Consider the following 19,137-nt stretch of genomic DNA (forward strand, 5'->3'; position numbering starts at 1 on the left):
TCAATGCCAAAGCTACACCAAAAGCGGCGGCGCCGAAACCATCAGGCGTTGAGTGCGCGGCCGTAGGCGTCGAGCACGCTTTCCTTCATCGTCTCCGAGATCGTCGGATGCGGGAAGATCGTGTGCATCAGGTCTTCTTCCGTCGTCTCGAGGTTCATCGCGACGACAAAGCCCTGGATCAGTTCGGTCACTTCTGCGCCGACCATGTGGGCGCCGAGCAGTTCGCCGGTCTTCTTGTCGAAGATCGTCTTGACCATGCCCTGGTCCTCGCCGAGCGCGATCGCCTTGCCGTTGGCAACGAAGGGGAAACGGCCGACGCGGATGTCGCGGCCGAGTTCCTTGGCCTTGGCTTCGGTGAGGCCAACGGAAGCAACCTGCGGATGGCAATAGGTGCAGCCCGGGATCTTCAGCTTGTCCATCGGGTGGACGTTTGGCAGGCCTGCGATCTTTTCGACGCAGATGACGGCCTCATGCTCGGCCTTGTGGGCGAGCATCGGCGGGCCGGCAACGTCGCCGATCGCGTAGACGCCGGGAACATTGGTCTTGCCGTAGCCGTCGATGACGATGCAGCCGCGGTCGGTCTTGACCCCGAGCGTTTCGAGGCCGAGGTTCTCGATGTTGCCCTGGACGCCGACGGCCGAGATCATGCGGTCGGCGGTGATCTTCTCGACCTTGCCGTCCTTCATCTCGACGTGGGCGGTGATCGAATTGGCAGCCTTCTCGACCTTCGTCACCTTGGCCTGGAGATGGATCTTCATGCCCTGCTTTTCGAACTGCTTCTTGGCGATAGCAGAGATTTCAGCGTCTTCCACAGGCATCACGTTCGGCATCACTTCGACGACCGTCACGTCCACACCCATGGTGCGGTAGAACGAGGCGAACTCGATGCCGATCGCGCCCGAGCCCATGACCAGCAGCGACTTCGGCATCTCCTCGGGCTTCATCGCCTCGAAGTAGGTCCAGATCAGCTTGCCATCGGGCTCGATGCCCGGCAGCGCGCGTGGGCGGGCGCCGGTCGCGATGATGATGTGCTTGGCGGTGTAGGTGCCCTCGCCCTTGGTGTTCTTCGGCAACGGCGCCTGCGGCTGGACGACCGGCTTCGTCGCCTTGCCGACGACGATCTCGCCGGGCTTCGTCAGCTTGGCTTCGCCCCAGATCACGTCGACCTTGTTCTTCTTCATCAGGAAGCCGACGCCGCCGTTCATGCGCTCGGCAATGCCGCGCGAACGGGCAACGATCGCCTTCAGGTCCGGCGTCACCGCGCCTTCGATCTTGATGCCATAGGCGCCCGGATGCTGGGCATAGTGCAGCACTTCGGCGGAGCGCAGCAGCGCCTTGGTCGGGATGCAGCCCCAGTTGGAGCAGATGCCGGCCAGGTGCTCGCGCTCGACGACGGCGGTCTTGAGACCCAACTGTGCCGCACGAATGGCGGCGATATAGCCCCCCGGACCCGAACCGATGACGATGACGTCGTAATTCTCAGCCATGTGTTTCCTGCCTTTGTCTCAAGCGACCTTGCGGGTGAACAGCACCCAGTCGTGTTTCTTGCTTTCCTCAAAGAGCGGAACCGCCTCGGCGCGCGCTGCCTCGCCGAAACCGTTTGCCCTGTATAATGCCTGCGCCCTGTCATTGTGGCTTTCAGTGATCAGGCTCACCGGCGCCGATGCGGCGCGCACGAATTCCTTTGCCAGGAGCGCTCTGCCGATCCCACGGCCGCGCTGATGGCGATAGACGCCGAGGCTCTCGACGAACCAGTGGCCGACAATCTGTTTTTGCAGCGCCAGCAGTGGTTCAAGAACCGGATGCTTCGCCGCAATATCCAGAACGTCCGGGCCGACCGCATAACCGACCGACAGCCCGGCGACTTCATCATCGACCTCGGCGACCAGGGCATCCCGCCAGTTTCCCGGGCCCTGCTCTTCGCGCAGCTTGTTGCGGCCGCGCTCGAAGGCCGTATCCGCCACCCCATGCTGGACCGCGCCGAACCAGACCCAGGAGGCAAAACCATGTGCTGCGATATCGACGAGAATGGCGAGCTCGGCCGCCTCGCATCGTTCCGCCGGACGTATGGTGACGCCGCCGGCCATTCTCAGACCCCGAGCATCATCCGCACGACCGGTTCCAGGCCCCGGCCGATCGCACGCGTGTTTTCCGCATCGAGATGCACGCCATCGAGCGGCGTCGTCTGAGCCACCGATCCGGCATCGAAGAAGCCACAATCGAGCTCATCCGCCAGATCGCGGTAGAGCGGCGCCAGCATCGCCGACTGCTCGATGCCGCCGGCAAACATTGCCGCAAACCCGGCATCGGCGGTTTCACAGAGCGTCGGCGGCGCGACGATCAGAATTTCCGGGCCATCCTCGCTATCGACCGGCCAATCGTGGCGGCGAACGAGAGTGACGAGACGCTGGATGCCCTTCACGGCGCCGAAAGCGGTCCCGTGGATCACCGGCTTCATGTCGTTGGAGCCGAGCAGCAGGATGATCAGGTCGAGTGGCGCGTGGCTATGCAGAACGGTCGGCAGCACCTTCGCGCCGTTGCGATCGCAATCGGCAAGGTGGTCGTCATAGGCGGTGGTGCGGCCGTTCAGTCCTTCGGCGATCACCTGAACATCAGAACCGAGCGCCTTTTGCAGGACGCTTGGCCAGCGATCGGCCAGGGCGTGGCGACCGCCATCGGTGGCATCGTAGCCCCAGGTCAGACTGTCGCCATAGCAGAGAACTGTTTTCATCGTCCGGGCCCGCCTTCGACTGCGCGAAAAGGAACGGACCGGCCCGAAGGCCGGTCCCTATCCAACTCAGACCAGCATGCCCATCGGGTTTTCGATGTAGCGCTTGAAGGCACCGAGCAGTTCGGCGCCGAGCGCACCATCGACGCAGCGGTGGTCGGTCGAGAGCGTGACGGTCATGACATTGGCGATGACCATCTGCTTGTTCTTGACGACGACGCGTTCCTCGCCGGCACCGACCGCGAGGATCGTTGCGTGCGGCGGGTTGACGACGGCGGCGAAGTTCTTGACGCCCATCATGCCCATGTTGGAGACCGCCGTGGTGCCGCCCTGGTATTCCTCGGGCTTCAGCTTGCGGTCCTTGGCGCGCTGGCCGAGGTCCTTCATCTCGTTGGAGATGGCCGACAGGCTCTTCAGTTCCGCCTGGCGGATGATCGGGGTGATCAGGCCGCCCGGGATCGACACGGCAACGCCGACGTCGGCGTGCTTGTGCTTGACCATGTTGCTCTCGGTCCAGGAGACGTTCGCGTTCGGAACGTCGCGCAGCGCCAGTGCCAGGGCCTTGATGACCATGTCGTTGACGGAGAGCTTGTAGACCGGCTTGCCGTCCTTCTCGGGGGCAGCGGTATTAAGCTGGGCACGAAGAGCCAGCAGCGCGTCGAGTTCGCAATCGACCGACACGTAGAAGTGCGGGATCGTCTGCTTGGATTCGACGAGGCGCTTGGCAATCGTCTTGCGCATGCCGTCATGCGGCACGAGCTCGTAGGAGCCGGGCTCGAACAGCTTGAGAACGGCGTCTTCCGACATGCCCTTGGCAAGCGGTGCGGCGGCAGGAGCCGCAACGCCGGCAGCAGGAGGTGCGGCGGGCTTGGCCGTGCCACCGGCAACGGCGGATTCGACGTCCTTCTTGACGACGCGGCCATGCGGACCGGTGCCTGATATTGCCGACAGGTCGATGCCGGCGTCCTTTGCGAGGCGACGGGCAAGCGGCGAGGAGAAGACGCGTGCGCCGCCCTCAGCCTTGGCCGGCTGGGCTGCAGCCGGTGCAGCGGCAGGAGCCGCAGCCGGAGCGCTCGGCGCTGCCGGTGCAGGCGCTTCGGCCTTGGCGGCCGGAGCCGGTGCGGCAGCACCATTGCCGCCCTTGGCGGCAGCGGCGACATCCTCACCATCGGCGGCGAGAACGGCGATCAGCGCATTGACCTTGACGCCTTCGGTGCCGGCGGGAACGACGAGCTTGGCAACGGTGCCTTCGTCGACGGCTTCGACTTCCATCGTCGCCTTGTCGGTCTCGATCTCGGCAATCACGTCACCGGACTTGACCTTGTCGCCTTCCTTGACCAGCCACTTGGCCAGATTGCCTTCTTCCATCGTCGGAGAGAGGGCCGGCATTGTGATGTTGATAGGCATCGGAAAGCCCTCCCCTTATTTGTAGCAAACGGCTTTCACCGCATCGACAACCTCTGCGACGTTCGGAAGCGCGAGCTTCTCGAGGTTCGCTGCGTAAGGCATCGGCACATCCTTGCCGGCGATCGTCAGGATCGGGGCATCAAGATAGTCGAAGGCCTGCTGCATGACGCGAGTTGCGATCTCGGTGCCGACGGACGACTGCGGGTAGCCTTCTTCGACGGTGACGAGGCGGCCGGTCTTCTTGACCGATTCGATGACCGTCGGCAGATCCATCGGACGGATGGTGCGAAGGTCGATCAGTTCCACGTCGATGCCTTGCGCTTCGAGTTCGGCAACTGCCTTCACGGCGTAGGTCATGCCGATACCGAAGGAGACGATGGTCGCGTCCTTGCCGACCTTGTGGATGCGGGCCTTGCCGATCGGAAGCACGAAATCGTCAAGCTTCGGCACTTCGAAGGAGTGACCGTAGAGGATTTCGTTTTCGAGGAAGATGACCGGGTTCGGGTCGCGGATCGCGGCCTTGAGCAGACCCTTGGCGTCGGCTGCCGTGTAGGGCATGACGACCTTGAGGCCGGGGATGTGGCTGTACCAGGCGGCGTAGCACTGCGAGTGCTGGGCGGCCACGCGGGCAGCAGCGCCGCTCGGGCCACGGAAGACGATCGGCGCGCCCATCTGGCCACCGGACATGTAGAGCGTCTTGGCGGCGGAGTTGATGATCTGGTCGATCGCCTGCATGGCGAAATTGAAGGTCATGAACTCGACGATCGGGCGAAGACCGGTCATGGCAGCGCCGACGCCGACGCCGGCAAAGCCGTGCTCGGTGATCGGGGTGTCGATGACACGACGGGCGCCGAACTCCTGCAGCAGGCCTTGCGTGATCTTGTAGGCGCCCTGGTATTCGGCGACTTCTTCGCCCATGACGAAGACGTCGTCGCTGGCGCGCATTTCTTCGGCCATGGCGTCGCGAAGCGCTTCGCGAACGGTCATCGTCACCATCTCGGTGCCGGCCGGGATTGCAGGATCGGCGGCAACTTCGACCTTCGGCTGGGCAGCGACCGGTGCCGGCGCGGATGCAGCCGGCGCTTCGGCAGCGGCTGCCTTCGGAGCCTCGGCCTTAGGTGCTGCGATATCGCCGGCGCCTTCGCCATCCTGCAAGAGCACGGCGATCGGGGTGTTGACCTTGACGCCTTCGGTGCCGGCGGCGATCAGCAGCTTGCCGATCGTGCCTTCATCGACGGCTTCGACTTCCATCGTGGCCTTGTCGGTCTCGATCTCGGCAATCACGTCGCCCGAGGACACCTTGTCGCCCTCGTTCTTCAGCCATTTCGAGAGCGTGCCTTCCTCCATCGTCGGGGAAAGGGCGGGCATAAGAATTTCTACTGGCATGTTTGTCCCTCCCCGGATCAAAGCAGGATGTCGGTGTAGAGCTCGGATGCATCCGGCTCCGGATCGGCCTGGGCAAAATCGGCGCTGTCGGCAACGATGTCGCGGACGTCCTTGTCGATCTGCTTCAGTTCGTCCTCGTTCGCCCAGCCCTTTTCGGTCAGACGTGCTTTCACCTGCTCGATCGGGTCGTGTTCCGACCGCATCTTCTGCACTTCGTCCTTCGAGCGATACTTCGCCGGGTCGGACATCGAGTGGCCGCGATAGCGATAGGTCTGCATCTCAAGGATGATCGGACCCTTGCCCGAGCGGCAGTGCTCAACGGCCTCGTCGCCGGCGGCCTTGACCGCACGTACGTCCATGCCGTCGACCTGGAAGCCCGGGATGTTGAAGGAGACGCCGCGCTGCGAGAAGTCGGTCTGTGCCGAAGCCCGCGAAACGGAGGTACCCATGGCGTAGCGGTTGTTCTCGATCACGTAGATCACCGGCAGCTTCCAGAGCTGCGCCATGTTGAAGCTTTCGTAGACCTGGCCCTGGTTGGCCGCACCGTCACCGAAATAGGCAACGGAAACATTGTCGTTGCCGCGATAGCGGTTGGCGAAGGCAAGACCGGTGCCGAGCGACACCTGGGCGCCGACGATGCCGTGACCACCGTAGAAATGCTTTTCCTTGGAGAACATGTGCATCGAGCCGCCCTTCCCCTTGGAAAGACCGCTGCGACGACCGGTGAGTTCGGCCATGACGCCGCGGGCGCTCATGCCGCAGGCCAGCATGTGGCCATGATCACGGTAGGCGGTGATAACCTGATCGCCCTCTTTAAGCGCCATCTGCATGCCGACGACGACAGCTTCCTGGCCGATGTAGAGGTGACAGAAGCCACCGATGAAGCCCATGCCATAGAGCTGGCCGGCCTTCTCCTCGAAACGCCGGATCAACAGCATTTCGCGGTAGGCGCTCAGGTCTTCTTCCTTGGAGAATTCGGCGAACGTGCCGCCGTTGAAGTCTTTCTTCGCCGGCTTTGCGGCACTCTTGCGGCTGGAAACGGACGCGGATTTTCGCGGAGCCATTCGTTCCTCCCAATGGTTAGCCTTTTGCGGTTACCATAGGGAAAGAAAGCGGACACAGCAATGCCATATTTGCATGGCTCACATTCCATGCAAATAGTTGATTTTTCTCTACAAATTTCGATTAACTGAATTCAGGTTAATTCGCAGCGCGGTGAAAAATGACGATCTCGTCACTTCGCGACATGTTGAGCGCGAGGCGAGCCTTTTCATCCAGCATGTCCCGTTCCAGCGACCCATCACTCATCAGCTGAACCTCCTTTTCGAGGATCATTCGCTGCTTCGTGAGCTTATCCAGCCGCGCCTGCCGCTCGACGATCTGGCGATCGAATTGCTCGGTCGCCTTGAGGCCGTAGCCGCCGTGAATGGAATGATAGCCGAAGTAGGAGAGAAAGGCGACCGCGATCAGCGGCATCACCAGCCGACCCAGTTTCCGTTTCTTATGATGCCGTGTCCACATGCATTCACGCCCTGATACGCAGTACGGACATCAGATTAGCGGCGATTGATTAACCGACCGTTGACCATGAACGGCAGGAAAATAGAAACCCGCCCACATTGCGATGTGGACGGGCTTCTTTTCGTTAGCGCTGCAGAGCGACCTTCGCGCACCGGACAAGGCGCGCGGGTGCTAGAGGATCAGCCGCGCAGGATCGAGCGGCCGGCGTACTTCGCCTGCACGCCGAGCTGCTCTTCGATGCGGATCAGCTGGTTGTACTTTGCGAGCCGGTCCGAACGGGCAAGCGAGCCGGTCTTGATCTGGCCGCAGTTGGTGGCAACCGCGAGATCGGCGATCGTCGCGTCCTCGGTCTCGCCCGAACGGTGCGACATGACGGCGGTGTAGCGCGCCTTATGCGCGGTCTCGACGGCGTCGAGCGTCTCCGACAGCGAGCCGATCTGGTTCACCTTGACGAGGATCGAGTTGGCGACGCCCATCTTGATACCGTCGCGCAGGCGCGCCGAATTGGTGACGAACAGGTCGTCGCCGACGAGCTGGCACTTGTTGCCGATGAGATCGGTCACGGCCTTCCAGCCGTCCCAGTCGTCTTCAGCCATGCCGTCTTCGATCGAGAAGATCGGGTACTTGGCGGCGAGTTCTGCCAGATATTCAGCCATGGCGCCCGGCTCGAGCGTGCGGCCTTCGCCTTCGAGCACGTACTTGCCGTCCTTGAAGAATTCGGTCGCGGCGCAATCGAGCGCGATGAACATGTCTTCGCCCGGCTTGTAGCCAGCCTTCTCGATCGACTTCATGATGAAGTCGAGCGCTGCCGGGGCAGAGGCGAGACCCGGCGCGAAACCGCCTTCGTCGCCGACATTGGTGTTGTGGCCATCGGCTGCGAGCTGCTTCTTCAGGGTGTGGAACACTTCCGAGCCCATGCGAACGGCATCGCGCATCGTGTCGGCGCCTACCGGAACGATCATGAACTCCTGGAAATCGATCGGGTTGTCGGCGTGGGCGCCGCCGTTGATGATGTTCATCATCGGCACCGGGAGCACGTGGGCGTTCGGGCCACCGACGTAACGGTAGAGCGGCAGGCCGGCAGCTTCAGCGGCAGCCTTCGAAACGGCGAGCGAAACGCCGAGGATGGCGTTGGCGCCGAGGCGCGACTTGTTCGACGTGCCATCGAGCTCGATCATGGTCTTGTCGATCTGGATCTGGTTCTCGGCATCGAGACCGCCGATCGCTTCGAAGATCTCGCCGTTGACGGCTTCGACGGCGCGCTCGACGCCCTTGCCGAGGTAACGCGTACCACCATCGCGCAGTTCGACAGCCTCATGCGCACCCGTCGAGGCGCCCGAGGGAACCGCCGCACGGCCGAAGCTTCCGTCTTCCAGGTACACGTCGACCTCGACGGTCGGGTTGCCGCGGCTGTCCAGAATTTCTCGGCCGATGATGTCGATGATTGCAGTCATGATCTCTTCCCTGTTGAGGACGGTGGGTGGTCGGGGCCTGTCATACGCCAAGGCCTCGAAATTACAATGGCGCGCAAGATGCAAAAACAACCGCGCCATTGCGGTTCATGAAAATTTCACGGAACGCCGCTGATGGCTCAGCTCTTGGCGATCGCGTCGAAGGCGAGCAGCTTTTCGAGCAGCCGCGGCATGTCCTTCAGATGCACCATATTCGGGCCGTCCGACGGTGCATTGTCCGGGTCTTCGTGCGTCTCGACGAACACACCTGCGACCCCGACGGCGACAGCGGCGCGCGCGAGGGTCTCGACGAATTCACGCTGGCCGCCGGAGGAGCCGCCCTGCCCGCCCGGCTGCTGCACCGAGTGGGTGGCGTCGAAGACGACGGGCGCGCCGAGCGAGGCCATGATCGGCAGCGAGCGCATATCGGAGACCAGCGTGTTGTAGCCGAAGGAGGCGCCGCGCTCGCAGAGCATGACATTGGGGTTGCCGCTCTCGGTGAACTTCGCCAGCACGTTCTTCATGTCCCAGGGCGCCAGGAACTGGCCCTTCTTGACGTTGATCGCGCGGCCGGTCTTGGCGGCGGCGACGAGAAGGTCGGTTTGGCGCGACAGGAAGGCCGGGATCTGCAGGATGTCGACCGTCGGGGCGACCAAAGCGCATTGCTCTTCGGTGTGGATGTCGGTCAGAACCGGAAAGCCGAATTCCTTCTTCAGGTCGGCGAAGATTTCCATCGCCTTGTCGAGACCGATGCCACGCTTGCCCGAAAGCGACGTGCGGTTGGCCTTGTCGAAGGAGGACTTGTAGACGAGGCCGAGGCCGAGCTTGTTGCAGAGTTCGGAGAGCGCGCCCGCCATCATGAAGGCGTGTTCACGGCTCTCCATCTGGCAGGGGCCGGCGATCAGCGACAACTTCTCGGTCTGTGCGAAGACGACCTGACGGGCGCCCTCACCGACAACGACTCTGACATTGGTTTTCATCATCAAACTCCAAACGCGAAGATCACCCCTTGCCCCGGCATTTCGGGGACAATGAGGCGCCCGCCCATTTCTGCAAATTCGATATCGTTCTCGGCAAAGAGCGCCCGCGTTGCCTCGAGATCGGCGACGCGGAAAACAACCGCCCGCCCGCGCAGGCCCCGCTCGGCGTCGCGCACCGAGCGGCCGAAGAAGGCTTCCATGCCGGCGGCGTTCAGCACCGAGACCTTGGCATTGGTGGTCGCGACATCCATGCCGAAGGAATGCGCCGTGACCTCGCGCTCGTCGACCGCTTCCTGCAGCAGGTACTGGAAATCGGTCGGATTGGTTTCCGACAGAACCACTTCGCTTATCCCGATCACGCCGTTGCCGTGCTGCTCCAGCGCCGCCCGATCGGTGGGGAGCGCCCGGATGCGCTGACAGTTGAAGAGGAAGAGATCCGGCGCGCGCAGGTCGGCGGCAAAGGCAAGGCGGAACGATCCCAGACCTTCGCGGCCATCCGGCAGCTTCATCGGCCGGGAAAACTCCAGCATATCGCCGCCGGAGATGCCGCGGGCGCGAAAGCGGATGTGGTCGCTCGCCGCATCCTCGGTGCCGAAGACCAGCGCCGAGAGGCCTTCCGGTCCCTGGCGGAAACGAAACGCCTGATCACGCGCCACAAAGGCATTGCCGTCGAGTGCAGCGGCTTCGCACTCCTCGCGGGACGCTATGGCTAGCGGTTCGAGATAGGTGCCGTCGGCAAAGAAGACGCAGGCATTTTCGGTGCCGAAGGGATGGCGGGCATCGTCGGCGACGGTGAAGCCGAGATTGGAAAGCCGACGCCGCGCCTGGGTAAGCGTATCCACCGGCAGCACGAGGTGATCGAGCGGGCGGGTGGTGCGCTTGGAGAGGCTCATGGCGTGTTCCCTGATGGTTCGCCGCTGTTTGCAACTTTTGGCCGGCGAATGCAAGCCGGGTCGCGACCAGGGAACGGATCAGCGGTCCGGGTTCGAGGCGTTGCCGCAAACACGAACGGCCCGCGGCCGGCCGCGGCCGCCGCGGATCATGCTTGTCAGCGGGAGACGAACCGCCGGAAGGTCAGTAGTAGCCCGGCGCCGTCGTGGCGTTGGCCGTGTTCCCCGCACCGAGACCGGGGGCGAACGTCTGAGGCTGCGTGTAGGACGTATTGGTCGAGGACGTCGAGGCACAACCCGAAAGCCCCAGCACGGCGACCGCCAAAGGCACGAACAACAAAGCGATGAAGCGCATACGGATGGACCCCTTTCCAGTTTCGCTGCCGAACAGAAAAGTACGAAACCGGTGCCTTGGCGAGTACGTAACAGTAACGCTGCGTAACACGACACGATGATCGACGAGCAGCATTGCCCTGAAAAGCAACCGCGGGTTATCGCAGGCGCCCGCGATTGCTCTGTGGGTGGCGCGCACCAGAAGGCGCGCGTTCCTCAAACGATTACTTCAAAGGCCGAGATCGCTCTTGATGGCAAAGGTGGCGATGAAGGTCGGCACGAACCTGTCGATCAGGAAACGAGCCGACGGCTGCCAATCCTCGTGGAAGCCGGCCAACAGGAAACCGGCCTGCAATTGCCCCTCGATCTGCGCGGACAGGCTATGCCCGAACACCAGGGCTTCGCCCCGATCGATCTTGGCCTGTACGACATCGGGAGCGAAATGCTCCGCCTCGGCAAAGGGGAGCCGGTAAGCCGGCCGGATGAGGCCCTTTTCCGCATGACCCGAATCCCGGTCGCCGACGAAAACGATCGGATTGTAGAAGCTCGAAAGCAGTCGGCCGCCGGTCTTCAGAACCCGGTGGCATTCCTGCCAGACCGGCTGGATATCCGGAACATAGAGATTCGAGATCGGATGAAAGACGATATCGAAGGTCTCATCCGCAAACACTGAGAGATCTCGCATGTCGCCCTGCACGGCCGAAAGCGACAGCCCCTCGCGTTCGGCGACGCGCCGGTCCTGATCGAGTTGCCCCTCGGAGATGTCGAAGACCGTGACCTCGGCGCCAGCCGCAGCCAGGATCGGAGCCTGCTGGCCGCCGGCGGACGCCAGGCACAGGATTTTCTTGCCCCTGACGTCAGGCAGCCAGCCCTTCGGCAGATCGCCGGGCGTCAGCCGCGCCTGCCACTGCCCTTTGCGGGCGTCGGCGATCATCTCCGGTGGTACCGGACGCGACCATTCGCAGCCCTGGCTTACCTGCCTGTCCCACGCCTGGCGATTGTGATCGATGATATCGAGATTGAAGGAGGAAATATCTTGCATGTTCGGTCCCTGGAAACTTTGTCCTGATGTGACCGCTCACGAAGGCGAATGGAGATCGCAGGCAGAAATGCCTCGGCGTTCGTCCGTCGATGCGGATCGCAGCAATGCCATCGTCCATCCTCTTCGCAAGCGAAGTTGAGGCGATTCGGTTTTCACCGGGCATTACTGGCGCATTGGACGACGCTCCTCTGTTTGCGACCGCAAGCTATCGGGCGGGCGGCTGACGGTCAATGCCGGTGACGATGGCTTTGGGCGCGCCGACTGTGGCGCGGCGTCGCATCGCGTTCGAACCCTTCTCAAGCACGAGCGAATATCCGGAGTGTCCGGCACGTTATCCCACTGCGTGTGATTTCAACCGCTTGAGAAGCGGGCGCAATCGCGTAAAGTTGGTCGATTGCAGCCTGGGGTTACGCCAGGCGCAGGCTGAGGGGCAGCGCTTGATCCTATTGTTGAAACGCATCCGGGCTAGGTCGATACGCTCTGCAAGGCGCGTCGACCCGTCGGTTCCGACCGGATTTGAAACCGCATGATCCGCGATCTGACGGCCAAGCTGGCTTCCATCGCCATCATGATGTTTGCGCGCGCACTGACGGCGGCCCGCGCCATCTGGCATGAGACCGGCCTGCCGCCGAAGCAGAGCGTCTATTTCGCCAACCACTCCAGCCACGGCGATTTCGTGCTGGTCTGGGCGGTCTTGCCGCCTTGGCTCAGGGAACGCGCACGGCCGGTCGCAGGCGCGGAGTACTGGCTGAAATCGAAACTCTCCGCCTTCATCGGCCGCGACGTCTTCGACGCCGTGCTGATCGAGCGAGACCCGGAGGCGCGCACCCAGGATCCGGTCGAGCAGATGACGACCGTGCTCAACGACGGCTCATCGCTCATCCTCTTTCCCGAGGGGACCCGCAACCAGACCGAGGCGCGTTTGCTGCCCTTCAAGAGTGGGCTCTACCACCTTGCCTGCAAGCGGCCGGACGTGGCGCTGGTTCCCGTCTGGATCAACAATCTCAACCGCGTCATGCCCAAGGGAGAGTTCGTGCCGATCCCGCTGATCTGTACCGTAACCTTCGGCGAACCGATGCGCCTCAAGGCGCAGGAGACGAAGGAAGAATTCATCGCACGCGCCGAGGCCGCCCTGCTCGCGCTTTCCCCCACTTCGACGGAAGACAATGCATGAGCACGGCAAGTCTGGACATGCTCAAACTGCTCTCAGGCGTCGGCGGTATTCTCGTTCTGGCGTCGAGCATCGGTTACGTGCTCAAGCAGAGGCTGTCACCCGACGGTACGAACGGCGCGATAGAAAACCTCAACGCCCGCATCAAGGCCTGGTGGGCGATGGTCATTCTGATCGCGATCGCCTTCGTCGCCGGCAGGGTCGGCGTGCTCCTGCTCTTTGCCTTCTGCTCGTTTGCGGCGCTGCGCGAATTCATCACGCTCATCAACACGCGGCGCGCCGATCACTGGGCGATCGCCGCCGCCTTCTTCGTCGTGCTGCCGATCAACTACTTCCTGCTCTGGGCGGAAGAGTATGGCATCTATTCGATCTTCGTGCCGGTCTATGCCTTCCTGTTGATGCCGATCATCGCGGTGATGCGCGGCGACACGCGCGACTTCCTGCTCAGGATCTCCGAGGTACAGTGGGCGCTGATGATCTGCGTCTTCTGCGCCTCGCACGTCCCGGCGCTGCTGACCCTGCAGATCCCGGGATACGAGGGGCGCAACGTGCTTCTCATCGCCTTCCTCGTCATCGTCGTGCAGTCGAGCGACGTGCTGCAGTATGTCTGGGGCAAGCTCTTCGGCAAAACCAAGATCGCGCCCACCCTTTCGCCCTCGAAGACGGTCGAGGGCTTTGTAGGCGGGGTTGCGAGCGCAACCCTGATCGGCGCGTCGCTCTGGTGGATCACCCCGTTCACGCCCGTGCAGGCGGCGCTGATGTCGCTCATCATCACTCTGATGGGCTTCTTCGGCGGGCTTGTGATGTCGGCAATCAAGCGGGACCGCGGCGTGAAGGACTGGGGACACCTGATCGAGGGCCATGGCGGCCTGATCGACAGGCTGGATTCCGTCGTGTTCTCGGCGCCGATCTTCTTCCATCTGACGCGTTACTGGTGGTCGCTGACATGATCGCCAAACTGAAGGGATTGGCATCGAGCGGCGTCGTGCACGTGGCATTTGCCTTTGTCGCCATGGGCGGCTGGGCGCTTTTTGCCAACCGCCATCACCCGGTGCCCAAGCCGCTCGTTGCCGGCGTCGTCCAAGGTACGCTTTCGGCGCTTTTGACGCTCTACCTCAAGACAGCGGTCGATGCGCTTTCGAGGCGGTTCAGCGGTGCGGGCCGCTTGATCCTGCCTCCGCTCGTCGCTTGCCTTGGTTCATCTGCAGCGCTCGTGGTGATCCACGCCGCCAGCGGCACGCCAGAGATCCTCAAGACGATTGCGCTGCCGCTCACGGTATCGACTACTTATGCCGCCCTCTACAACTACTCCATCAGCCGAGGCGCACATGACCGAAACCGGTGACCGCAGGCCGCTCGCAAGCCGCAACACCCGCTGGGCGCAGGCCATCGCACGCCGCTTGGCATCGATGAGCATCACGCCGAACCGGATCTCGCAGGCGAGCATGCTGGCAGCGGCACTGGGCGGCCTTTCCTTCTGGCTTGCCGGCGAAACGGAAGATGGTTCGCGAGCGGCGCTGTACATTGCTGCCGCTCTCTTTTGCCAAATGCGCCTGCTCTGCAATCTCTTCGACGGCATGGTGGCCGTCGAGGGCGGCAAGGGCGAGGCCGACGGCCCGTTCTGGAACGAATTCCCCGACCGGGTCGCCGACATCCTCATCTTCATCGGCGCCGGATACGGGATCGGCGTCCCGGCCCTCGGTTACGCGGCAGCCGCCTTCGCCGTGCTGACGGCCTATGTGCGCGAGCTCGGCCGGGCCAATGGCGCGCCAAGCGACTTCTCCGGCCCGATGGCCAAACAGCACCGCATGGCGACGATGACGGCCGCTGCCGTGCTGTCCGCCTTTGAAGGTCTCTGGCTCGGCGATGGCGAAGTCCTCTGGATTGCCCTGTTGCTGGTCGCAGCCGGCGCGGCGTTGACGGCGCTGCTGCGAGCCCGCCGGCAGATTTCCTGGCTTCGGCACGGCGAGACCGACAAGCGCTAACCGCATCTTCACAAACGTCCGACACGGCCGACGGAATATGTTCCGCCGCCCCTTGACGTTTGTTCCTTATTAGATTGACTAGTCTATTTATTAAATGACTCTGGTGTCATGAACCTGCCCCGGCGCCATAGGCCTCCCGCCTCGGCGGCCGCCGAAGTAGCGTCATCGCGTCGAGAGTAAATTTTTCAATAGGTTATGGCGCGATCCTCCTGCGCCTGCCGCAACGGAGACCACCGATGTCCACCCCCGATCGCATCGACGATGTCGACGCCTTGCGCGGTTTTGCACTGCTCGGCATTCTTCTCGTCAACAGCATGGCCTTTGCCTCGGCCTTCTACGGCCTGGAACTCTCGGACCCCGCCTTCGGCGGCATCCTCGATCGCAGCGTGCATTTCGTGATCGCCTTGTTCTTCGAGATGAAATTCTACCTGCTCTTCTCGTTCCTGTTCGGCTACAGCTTCACCCTGCAGATGCGTTCGGCGGAAAAATCCGGCGAGGCCTTCGTGCCCAGGCTCTTGCGCCGCCAGATGGGCCTCTGGCTGATCGGGCTTGCCCATGCGATCCTGCTTTTCCATGGCGATATTCTCACCACCTACGCGGTGCTTGGCATCGTCCTCCTGACGCTCAGAAACCGCAGCGATGCGGCCCTCTTCCGCCTGGCGAAATGGCTGGTCCTTATCCTCGCCATCATCTGGGGCACGCTCGGCATCCTCATCGCTCTGGATCCGATGCCGCTCGATCGGTCTGCCATTCTTTCCGCCGCGGAGGCGGCCGAGCTTGCCTTCCGCGGCGACTGGCAAGCCGTCATCGGCCAGCACCTGACGGAGCTCAACTCGGTCTGGATCATCCTCGCGCTGCTGCAAGCGCCATGCGCGCTGGCGATGTTCCTGCTCGGCCTGATCGCCGGGCGTCGCAAGACCTTAGCGCGGCCGGAGGAGAACAAGGCATTGTTCCAGCGCCTCGTTCGTTCTGGTCTCTGGATCGGCCTGCCCGGCGCCGCCATCTACGCCTATGCCAGCATCATAAAGCTTGATTCGCCAATCGCGATCATCGGGCTTTCGATCGGGCTTATCAGCGGCCCGTTTCTCACCGGCGCTTATGTTGGCGTCATGATGCTGTTTTTCGGGTCCAAGGCCGGCCAACGCCTGCGCGATCTGCTGGCGCCGGCCGGGCGCATGGCGCTTTCCAACTATCTGATGCAGTCGCTGCTTCTGGCGCTGGTCTTCCACGGCTACGGCCTTGGCCTCATCGGCCAGGTGTCGCCACTGACGACAGTCCTGATCGCTCTTGCCATCTTCATGGTCCAGCTTTTCACTAGCCGCTGGTGGATGACCCGTTTCGCCTATGGGCCGCTCGAATGGGTACTGCGCTTCATCACTATCTGGCGCGCGCCGCAATGGCGAAAAGCGGCGCCGGCACGCTAAAAGAAATCAGGTTTGCAATCACCAATGCCCGGCACTTTGGACGCCGGGCATTTTCATTTCCGCCCCCCCTCAAGGGCATCATATTTCGTATTTACTCTAATTAGATATTTTTCTAAATATGAACTCGACAAGGCGAACGAGGCGATGCGGATCAACAGGGTTTTCGAGGCACTTTCTCATCCGGTACGACGGCAGATTTTGACACTGCTGAAGGCCGGACCGATGAGCGCGGGCGAACTCGCCGAGCATTTCGACCTGACCAAGCCGACGCTGTCAGTGCATTTCAACAAGCTGCGGGAGGCGGAACTCGTCGCCATCGAGCGGCGCGGCACCAGCCTCATCTACCACCTCAACATGTCCATCCTCGAAGAGGCGCTCGGCGGTCTCCTCGGCACAAGGGATCAAACACCATGACCTCGCTTTTGCGCTCCCCGATCGCGCTGGTATCAGGCGGCATTCTGCTTTCCGCCACGCTCGTCGGCTACCTCGCAATCCCCGCCGAGGCTTCGCTTCCGATCCATTGGGGCGTCGATGGCACCGCCGACGCCTTCTGGCCGCGTGACCGGGCGCTGGCGCTGGCGCCCGTGGCGGTTGCCGTGCTTGCCGCACTCTCACTTGCCGTCGCTCGATTTGCACCACAGGCCGAGCTTCAGGCAGGCCGGCATATCGCCCAAGTCACCCTCCCCGGCATCCTCGCGCTCTTTGCCGCCATTCAGGCGGTGATCGTGCTGATCGGGCTCGGCATCGATCTCCCGATGACGCGCGTGATCGCGTTCAGCCTCGGGCTTCTGTCGATCGTCGTCGGCAACGTCCTGCCGAAATCGCAGCCGAACGGCCTTGCCGGCATCCGACTGCCATGGACGCTCTCCGACGCCGCCAACTGGCGAGCGACGCACCGGCTTGCGGGGCTGCTGATGGTCTGCGCAGGGATCACCTTGGCGCTGCTGGCCCTCGCCATGAGCACCGGTCCCGCGCTTGCCGCAGCCACAATCGCCGCGATGCTGCTGCCGGTCGCAATCGCCACGCTCTACAGCTACCGCCTCACCCGCCGGAATTAGTGGCTCCGGGCGTCGCAGTTCAGCCGCGGCGTAACGCGCCAGCACAAATGCAAAAGGCCGGTCTTGCGACCGGCCTTTTATGTTTTACCCGATGTCGCCTCAGACGAGGCGGGACTGCTCAAGTGCAGCTTCGATGAAGCTTGCAAACAGCGGGTGCGGATCGAGCGGGCGCGACTTCAGTTCCGGATGGTACTGAACGCCGATGAACCACGGATGATCAGGATATTCGACAGTTTCCGGCAGGATGCCATCAGGCGACATGCCGGAGAAGACCAGGCCGCAGGACTCAAGGCGATCCTTGTAGTCGACGTTGACCTCGTAGCGGTGACGGTGACGCTCGGAAATCTCGGTCGAACCGTAGATTTCGGCAATCTTGGTGTTGCCCTTGAGTGCCGCGCGATAGGCGCCGAGGCGCATCGTGCCGCCGAGATCGCCGGAAGCGGAACGCTTCTCGAGCTCGTTGCCCTTCACCCACTCGGTCATGAGGCCAACGACCGGCTCCTTGGTCGGGCCGAACTCGGTGGACGACGCCTTCTCGATGCCGGCGAGATTGCGGGCCGCCTCGACGACCGCCATCTGCATGCCGAAGCAGATGCCGAAATAGGGCACCTTGCGCTCGCGGGCGAAGCGCGCCGCGTTGATCTTGCCCTCGGAACCGCGCTCGCCGAAGCCGCCGGGAACGAGGATGCCATGCACCTTTTCGAGGTAGGGTGCGGCGTCTTCCTTCTCGAAGACTTCCGACTCAATCCACTCGAGCTTCACCTTCACCCGGTTGGCGATGCCGCCGTGGTAAAGCGCTTCGATCAGTGACTTGTAGGCGTCCTTGAGGCCGGTGTACTTGCCGACGATCGCGATCGTGACTTCGCCTTCCGGCGTGCGGATGCGATCGGCAACCCGTTCCCAGGCGTCCATGCGCGGCTTCGGTGCCGGCTCGATGCCGAATGCGGCGAGCACTTCGTTGTCGAGGCCTTCCTTGTGGTAGGCGATCGGAACGTCGTAGATCGAGGCAACGTCAAGCGCCTGGATCACGGCCGACTGGCGAACGTTGCAGAACAGCGAGAGCTTGCGGCGCTCGGCTTCCGGAATTTCGCGGTCGGCGCGAACGAGCAGGATATCAGGGTGGATGCCGAGCGCCTGCAGTTCCTTGACGGAATGCTGCGTCGGCTTGGTCTTCAGTTCGCCGGCAGCCGGGATATAGGGCATCAGCGTCAGGTGGACGTAGACAGCGGTGCCGCGCGGCAGGTCGTTGCCGAGCTGGCGGATCGCCTCCATGAACGGCATCGCCTCGATGTCGCCGACGGTGCCGCCGATTTCACAGAGAACGAAGTCGTAGTCGTCGTTCCCTTCGGTGACGAAGTTCTTGATTTCGTTGGTAACGTGCGGGATCACCTGAACGGTTGCGCCGAGATAGTCGCCGCGCCGTTCCTTGTCGATGATGTTCTTGTAGATCCGGCCAGTGGTGATGTTGTCGGTCTTCGTCGCCGAACGCCCCGTGAAGCGTTCATAGTGGCCGAGATCGAGATCGGTCTCCGCGCCATCGTCGGTTACGAAAACCTCACCGTGCTGGGTCGGGCTCATGGTGCCCGGGTCAACGTTGAGATAGGGGTCGAGCTTGCGCAGTCTCACCCGGTAGCCACGCGCCTGCAGCAGTGCTCCGAGAGCTGCCGCAGCGATGCCTTTTCCGAGGGAGGAAACCACGCCGCCAGTGATGAATACATATCGCGCCATGGGAGTCACCGGATACCTTTTCACAAATGATTC

General features: G+C 62.7%; 20 protein-coding genes. 7 read left to right on the forward strand and 13 right to left on the reverse strand.

Going from position 1 to position 19,137, the window contains the following annotated elements:
- Positions 1–41: 41 nt before the first annotated feature.
- The 12 genes from lpdA to XB14_RS10040 all read right to left on the reverse strand — a co-directional run bounded on the left by lpdA (position 42) and on the right by XB14_RS10040 (position 11,738).
- Positions 42–1,487: a dihydrolipoyl dehydrogenase gene (lpdA, locus tag XB14_RS09990; protein WP_077961423.1), complete on the reverse strand. Its 1,446-nt coding sequence runs from the start codon at positions 1,485–1,487 to the stop codon at positions 42–44.
- Positions 1,488–1,505: 18 nt separating this feature from the next.
- Positions 1,506–2,087 (reverse strand): GNAT family N-acetyltransferase, encoded by a 582-nt coding sequence (locus tag XB14_RS09995; protein WP_077961424.1) that lies wholly within the window; start codon positions 2,085–2,087, stop codon positions 1,506–1,508.
- A gap of 2 nt (positions 2,088–2,089) precedes the next feature.
- Positions 2,090–2,731, reverse strand: coding sequence for an SGNH/GDSL hydrolase family protein (locus tag XB14_RS10000; protein WP_077961425.1), 642 nt, complete (start codon positions 2,729–2,731; stop codon positions 2,090–2,092).
- 66 nt (positions 2,732–2,797) lie between these two features.
- Positions 2,798–4,135: a pyruvate dehydrogenase complex dihydrolipoamide acetyltransferase gene (locus XB14_RS10005; protein WP_077961426.1), complete on the reverse strand. Its 1,338-nt coding sequence runs from the start codon at positions 4,133–4,135 to the stop codon at positions 2,798–2,800.
- Positions 4,136–4,150: 15 nt separating this feature from the next.
- A complete protein-coding gene (locus XB14_RS10010; RefSeq protein ID WP_060516909.1) occupies positions 4,151–5,521 on the reverse strand; it encodes a pyruvate dehydrogenase complex E1 component subunit beta in 1,371 nt (456 codons plus the stop codon).
- A 17-nt stretch (positions 5,522–5,538) separates the two neighbouring features.
- Positions 5,539–6,585: a pyruvate dehydrogenase (acetyl-transferring) E1 component subunit alpha gene (pdhA, locus tag XB14_RS10015; protein ID WP_077961427.1), complete on the reverse strand. Its 1,047-nt coding sequence runs from the start codon at positions 6,583–6,585 to the stop codon at positions 5,539–5,541.
- A 136-nt stretch (positions 6,586–6,721) separates the two neighbouring features.
- Positions 6,722–7,042: an FtsB family cell division protein gene (locus XB14_RS10020; RefSeq protein WP_034795840.1), complete on the reverse strand. Its 321-nt coding sequence runs from the start codon at positions 7,040–7,042 to the stop codon at positions 6,722–6,724.
- 179 nt (positions 7,043–7,221) lie between these two features.
- Complete coding sequence (eno, locus tag XB14_RS10025) at positions 7,222–8,496, reverse strand: phosphopyruvate hydratase (RefSeq protein ID WP_077961428.1); 1,275 nt, start codon at positions 8,494–8,496, stop codon at positions 7,222–7,224.
- 137 nt (positions 8,497–8,633) lie between these two features.
- Entirely contained in the window at positions 8,634–9,476 is an 843-nt protein-coding gene (kdsA, locus tag XB14_RS10030) for a 3-deoxy-8-phosphooctulonate synthase (protein ID WP_179119565.1), read from the reverse strand.
- A complete protein-coding gene (locus XB14_RS10035) occupies positions 9,476–10,366 on the reverse strand; it encodes a VOC family protein (RefSeq protein ID WP_077961431.1) in 891 nt (296 codons plus the stop codon). Before XB14_RS10035 ends, kdsA begins: the two co-directional genes overlap by 1 nt.
- 181 nt (positions 10,367–10,547) lie before the next feature.
- Positions 10,548–10,718 carry a hypothetical protein gene (locus tag XB14_RS33170; RefSeq protein WP_156134117.1) on the reverse strand — a complete coding sequence of 57 codons (171 nt, stop codon included), beginning with the start codon at positions 10,716–10,718 and terminating at the stop codon, positions 10,548–10,550.
- Positions 10,719–10,925: 207 nt separating this feature from the next.
- On the reverse strand, positions 10,926–11,738 hold the full coding sequence (locus tag XB14_RS10040; RefSeq protein ID WP_077961432.1) for a class I SAM-dependent methyltransferase: 813 nt from the start codon (positions 11,736–11,738) through the stop codon (positions 10,926–10,928).
- Between the two features lie 529 nt (positions 11,739–12,267).
- Between XB14_RS10040 and XB14_RS10045 the strand changes: the two genes are divergently transcribed.
- The 7 genes from XB14_RS10045 (at position 12,268) to XB14_RS10075 (ending at position 17,376) form a co-directional block, all read left to right on the forward strand.
- Complete coding sequence (locus tag XB14_RS10045; protein WP_077961953.1) at positions 12,268–12,912, forward strand: lysophospholipid acyltransferase family protein; 645 nt, start codon at positions 12,268–12,270, stop codon at positions 12,910–12,912.
- Entirely contained in the window at positions 12,909–13,859 is a 951-nt protein-coding gene (locus XB14_RS10050) for a phosphatidate cytidylyltransferase (RefSeq protein WP_077961433.1), read from the forward strand. Before XB14_RS10045 ends, XB14_RS10050 begins: the two co-directional genes overlap by 4 nt.
- Positions 13,856–14,254 (forward strand): hypothetical protein, encoded by a 399-nt coding sequence (locus XB14_RS10055; RefSeq protein ID WP_077961434.1) that lies wholly within the window; start codon positions 13,856–13,858, stop codon positions 14,252–14,254. The genes XB14_RS10050 and XB14_RS10055 overlap by 4 nt, the downstream gene beginning before the upstream one ends.
- Complete coding sequence (locus XB14_RS10060) at positions 14,238–14,894, forward strand: CDP-alcohol phosphatidyltransferase family protein (RefSeq protein WP_077961436.1); 657 nt, start codon at positions 14,238–14,240, stop codon at positions 14,892–14,894. The genes XB14_RS10055 and XB14_RS10060 overlap by 17 nt, the downstream gene beginning before the upstream one ends.
- A 236-nt stretch (positions 14,895–15,130) precedes the next feature.
- Positions 15,131–16,318 carry a DUF418 domain-containing protein gene (locus XB14_RS10065; protein ID WP_077961438.1) on the forward strand — a complete coding sequence of 396 codons (1,188 nt, stop codon included), beginning with the start codon at positions 15,131–15,133 and terminating at the stop codon, positions 16,316–16,318.
- A 144-nt stretch (positions 16,319–16,462) separates the two neighbouring features.
- Positions 16,463–16,732, forward strand: a complete 270-nt coding sequence (locus XB14_RS10070) for an autorepressor SdpR family transcription factor (RefSeq protein WP_210190009.1) — start codon at positions 16,463–16,465, stop codon at positions 16,730–16,732.
- Entirely contained in the window at positions 16,729–17,376 is a 648-nt protein-coding gene (locus XB14_RS10075; protein ID WP_077961439.1) for an SdpI family protein, read from the forward strand. The genes XB14_RS10070 and XB14_RS10075 overlap by 4 nt, the downstream gene beginning before the upstream one ends.
- A 99-nt stretch (positions 17,377–17,475) precedes the next feature.
- On the opposite strand, the gene XB14_RS10080 is transcribed toward XB14_RS10075, so the two are convergent.
- Entirely contained in the window at positions 17,476–19,113 is a 1,638-nt protein-coding gene (locus tag XB14_RS10080; protein ID WP_077961440.1) for a CTP synthase, read from the reverse strand.
- Between the last annotated feature and the right edge of the window lie 24 nt (positions 19,114–19,137).

It is taken from the genome of Ensifer adhaerens (assembly GCF_002007205.1).
Taxonomy (GTDB): domain Bacteria; phylum Pseudomonadota; class Alphaproteobacteria; order Rhizobiales; family Rhizobiaceae; genus Ensifer; species Ensifer adhaerens_D.

What these genes read in the sequence shown, in the direction of transcription:
- XB14_RS33170 (WP_156134117.1), bottom strand. Translation starts at nt 10,718, where the DNA reads ATGCGCTTCATCGCTTTGTTGTTCGTGCCTTTGGCGGTCGCCGTGCTG.
- XB14_RS10020 (WP_034795840.1), bottom strand. Translation starts at nt 7,042, where the DNA reads ATGTGGACACGGCATCATAAGAAACGGAAACTGGGTCGGCTGGTGATG.
- XB14_RS10050 (WP_077961433.1), top strand. Translation starts at nt 12,909, where the DNA reads ATGAGCACGGCAAGTCTGGACATGCTCAAACTGCTCTCAGGCGTCGGC.
- XB14_RS10075 (WP_077961439.1), top strand. Translation starts at nt 16,729, where the DNA reads ATGACCTCGCTTTTGCGCTCCCCGATCGCGCTGGTATCAGGCGGCATT.
- XB14_RS10065 (WP_077961438.1), top strand. Translation starts at nt 15,131, where the DNA reads ATGTCCACCCCCGATCGCATCGACGATGTCGACGCCTTGCGCGGTTTT.
- XB14_RS10040 (WP_077961432.1), bottom strand. Translation starts at nt 11,738, where the DNA reads ATGCAAGATATTTCCTCCTTCAATCTCGATATCATCGATCACAATCGC.
- XB14_RS10060 (WP_077961436.1), top strand. Translation starts at nt 14,238, where the DNA reads ATGACCGAAACCGGTGACCGCAGGCCGCTCGCAAGCCGCAACACCCGC.
- eno (WP_077961428.1), bottom strand. Translation starts at nt 8,496, where the DNA reads ATGACTGCAATCATCGACATCATCGGCCGAGAAATTCTGGACAGCCGC.
- XB14_RS10035 (WP_077961431.1), bottom strand. Translation starts at nt 10,366, where the DNA reads ATGAGCCTCTCCAAGCGCACCACCCGCCCGCTCGATCACCTCGTGCTG.
- kdsA (WP_179119565.1), bottom strand. Translation starts at nt 9,476, where the DNA reads ATGATGAAAACCAATGTCAGAGTCGTTGTCGGTGAGGGCGCCCGTCAG.
- lpdA (WP_077961423.1), bottom strand. Translation starts at nt 1,487, where the DNA reads ATGGCTGAGAATTACGACGTCATCGTCATCGGTTCGGGTCCGGGGGGC.
- XB14_RS10055 (WP_077961434.1), top strand. Translation starts at nt 13,856, where the DNA reads ATGATCGCCAAACTGAAGGGATTGGCATCGAGCGGCGTCGTGCACGTG.
- XB14_RS10005 (WP_077961426.1), bottom strand. Translation starts at nt 4,135, where the DNA reads ATGCCTATCAACATCACAATGCCGGCCCTCTCTCCGACGATGGAAGAA.
- XB14_RS10010 (WP_060516909.1), bottom strand. Translation starts at nt 5,521, where the DNA reads ATGCCAGTAGAAATTCTTATGCCCGCCCTTTCCCCGACGATGGAGGAA.
- XB14_RS10070 (WP_210190009.1), top strand. Translation starts at nt 16,463, where the DNA reads ATGCGGATCAACAGGGTTTTCGAGGCACTTTCTCATCCGGTACGACGG.
- pdhA (WP_077961427.1), bottom strand. Translation starts at nt 6,585, where the DNA reads ATGGCTCCGCGAAAATCCGCGTCCGTTTCCAGCCGCAAGAGTGCCGCA.
- XB14_RS10000 (WP_077961425.1), bottom strand. Translation starts at nt 2,731, where the DNA reads ATGAAAACAGTTCTCTGCTATGGCGACAGTCTGACCTGGGGCTACGAT.
- XB14_RS09995 (WP_077961424.1), bottom strand. Translation starts at nt 2,087, where the DNA reads ATGGCCGGCGGCGTCACCATACGTCCGGCGGAACGATGCGAGGCGGCC.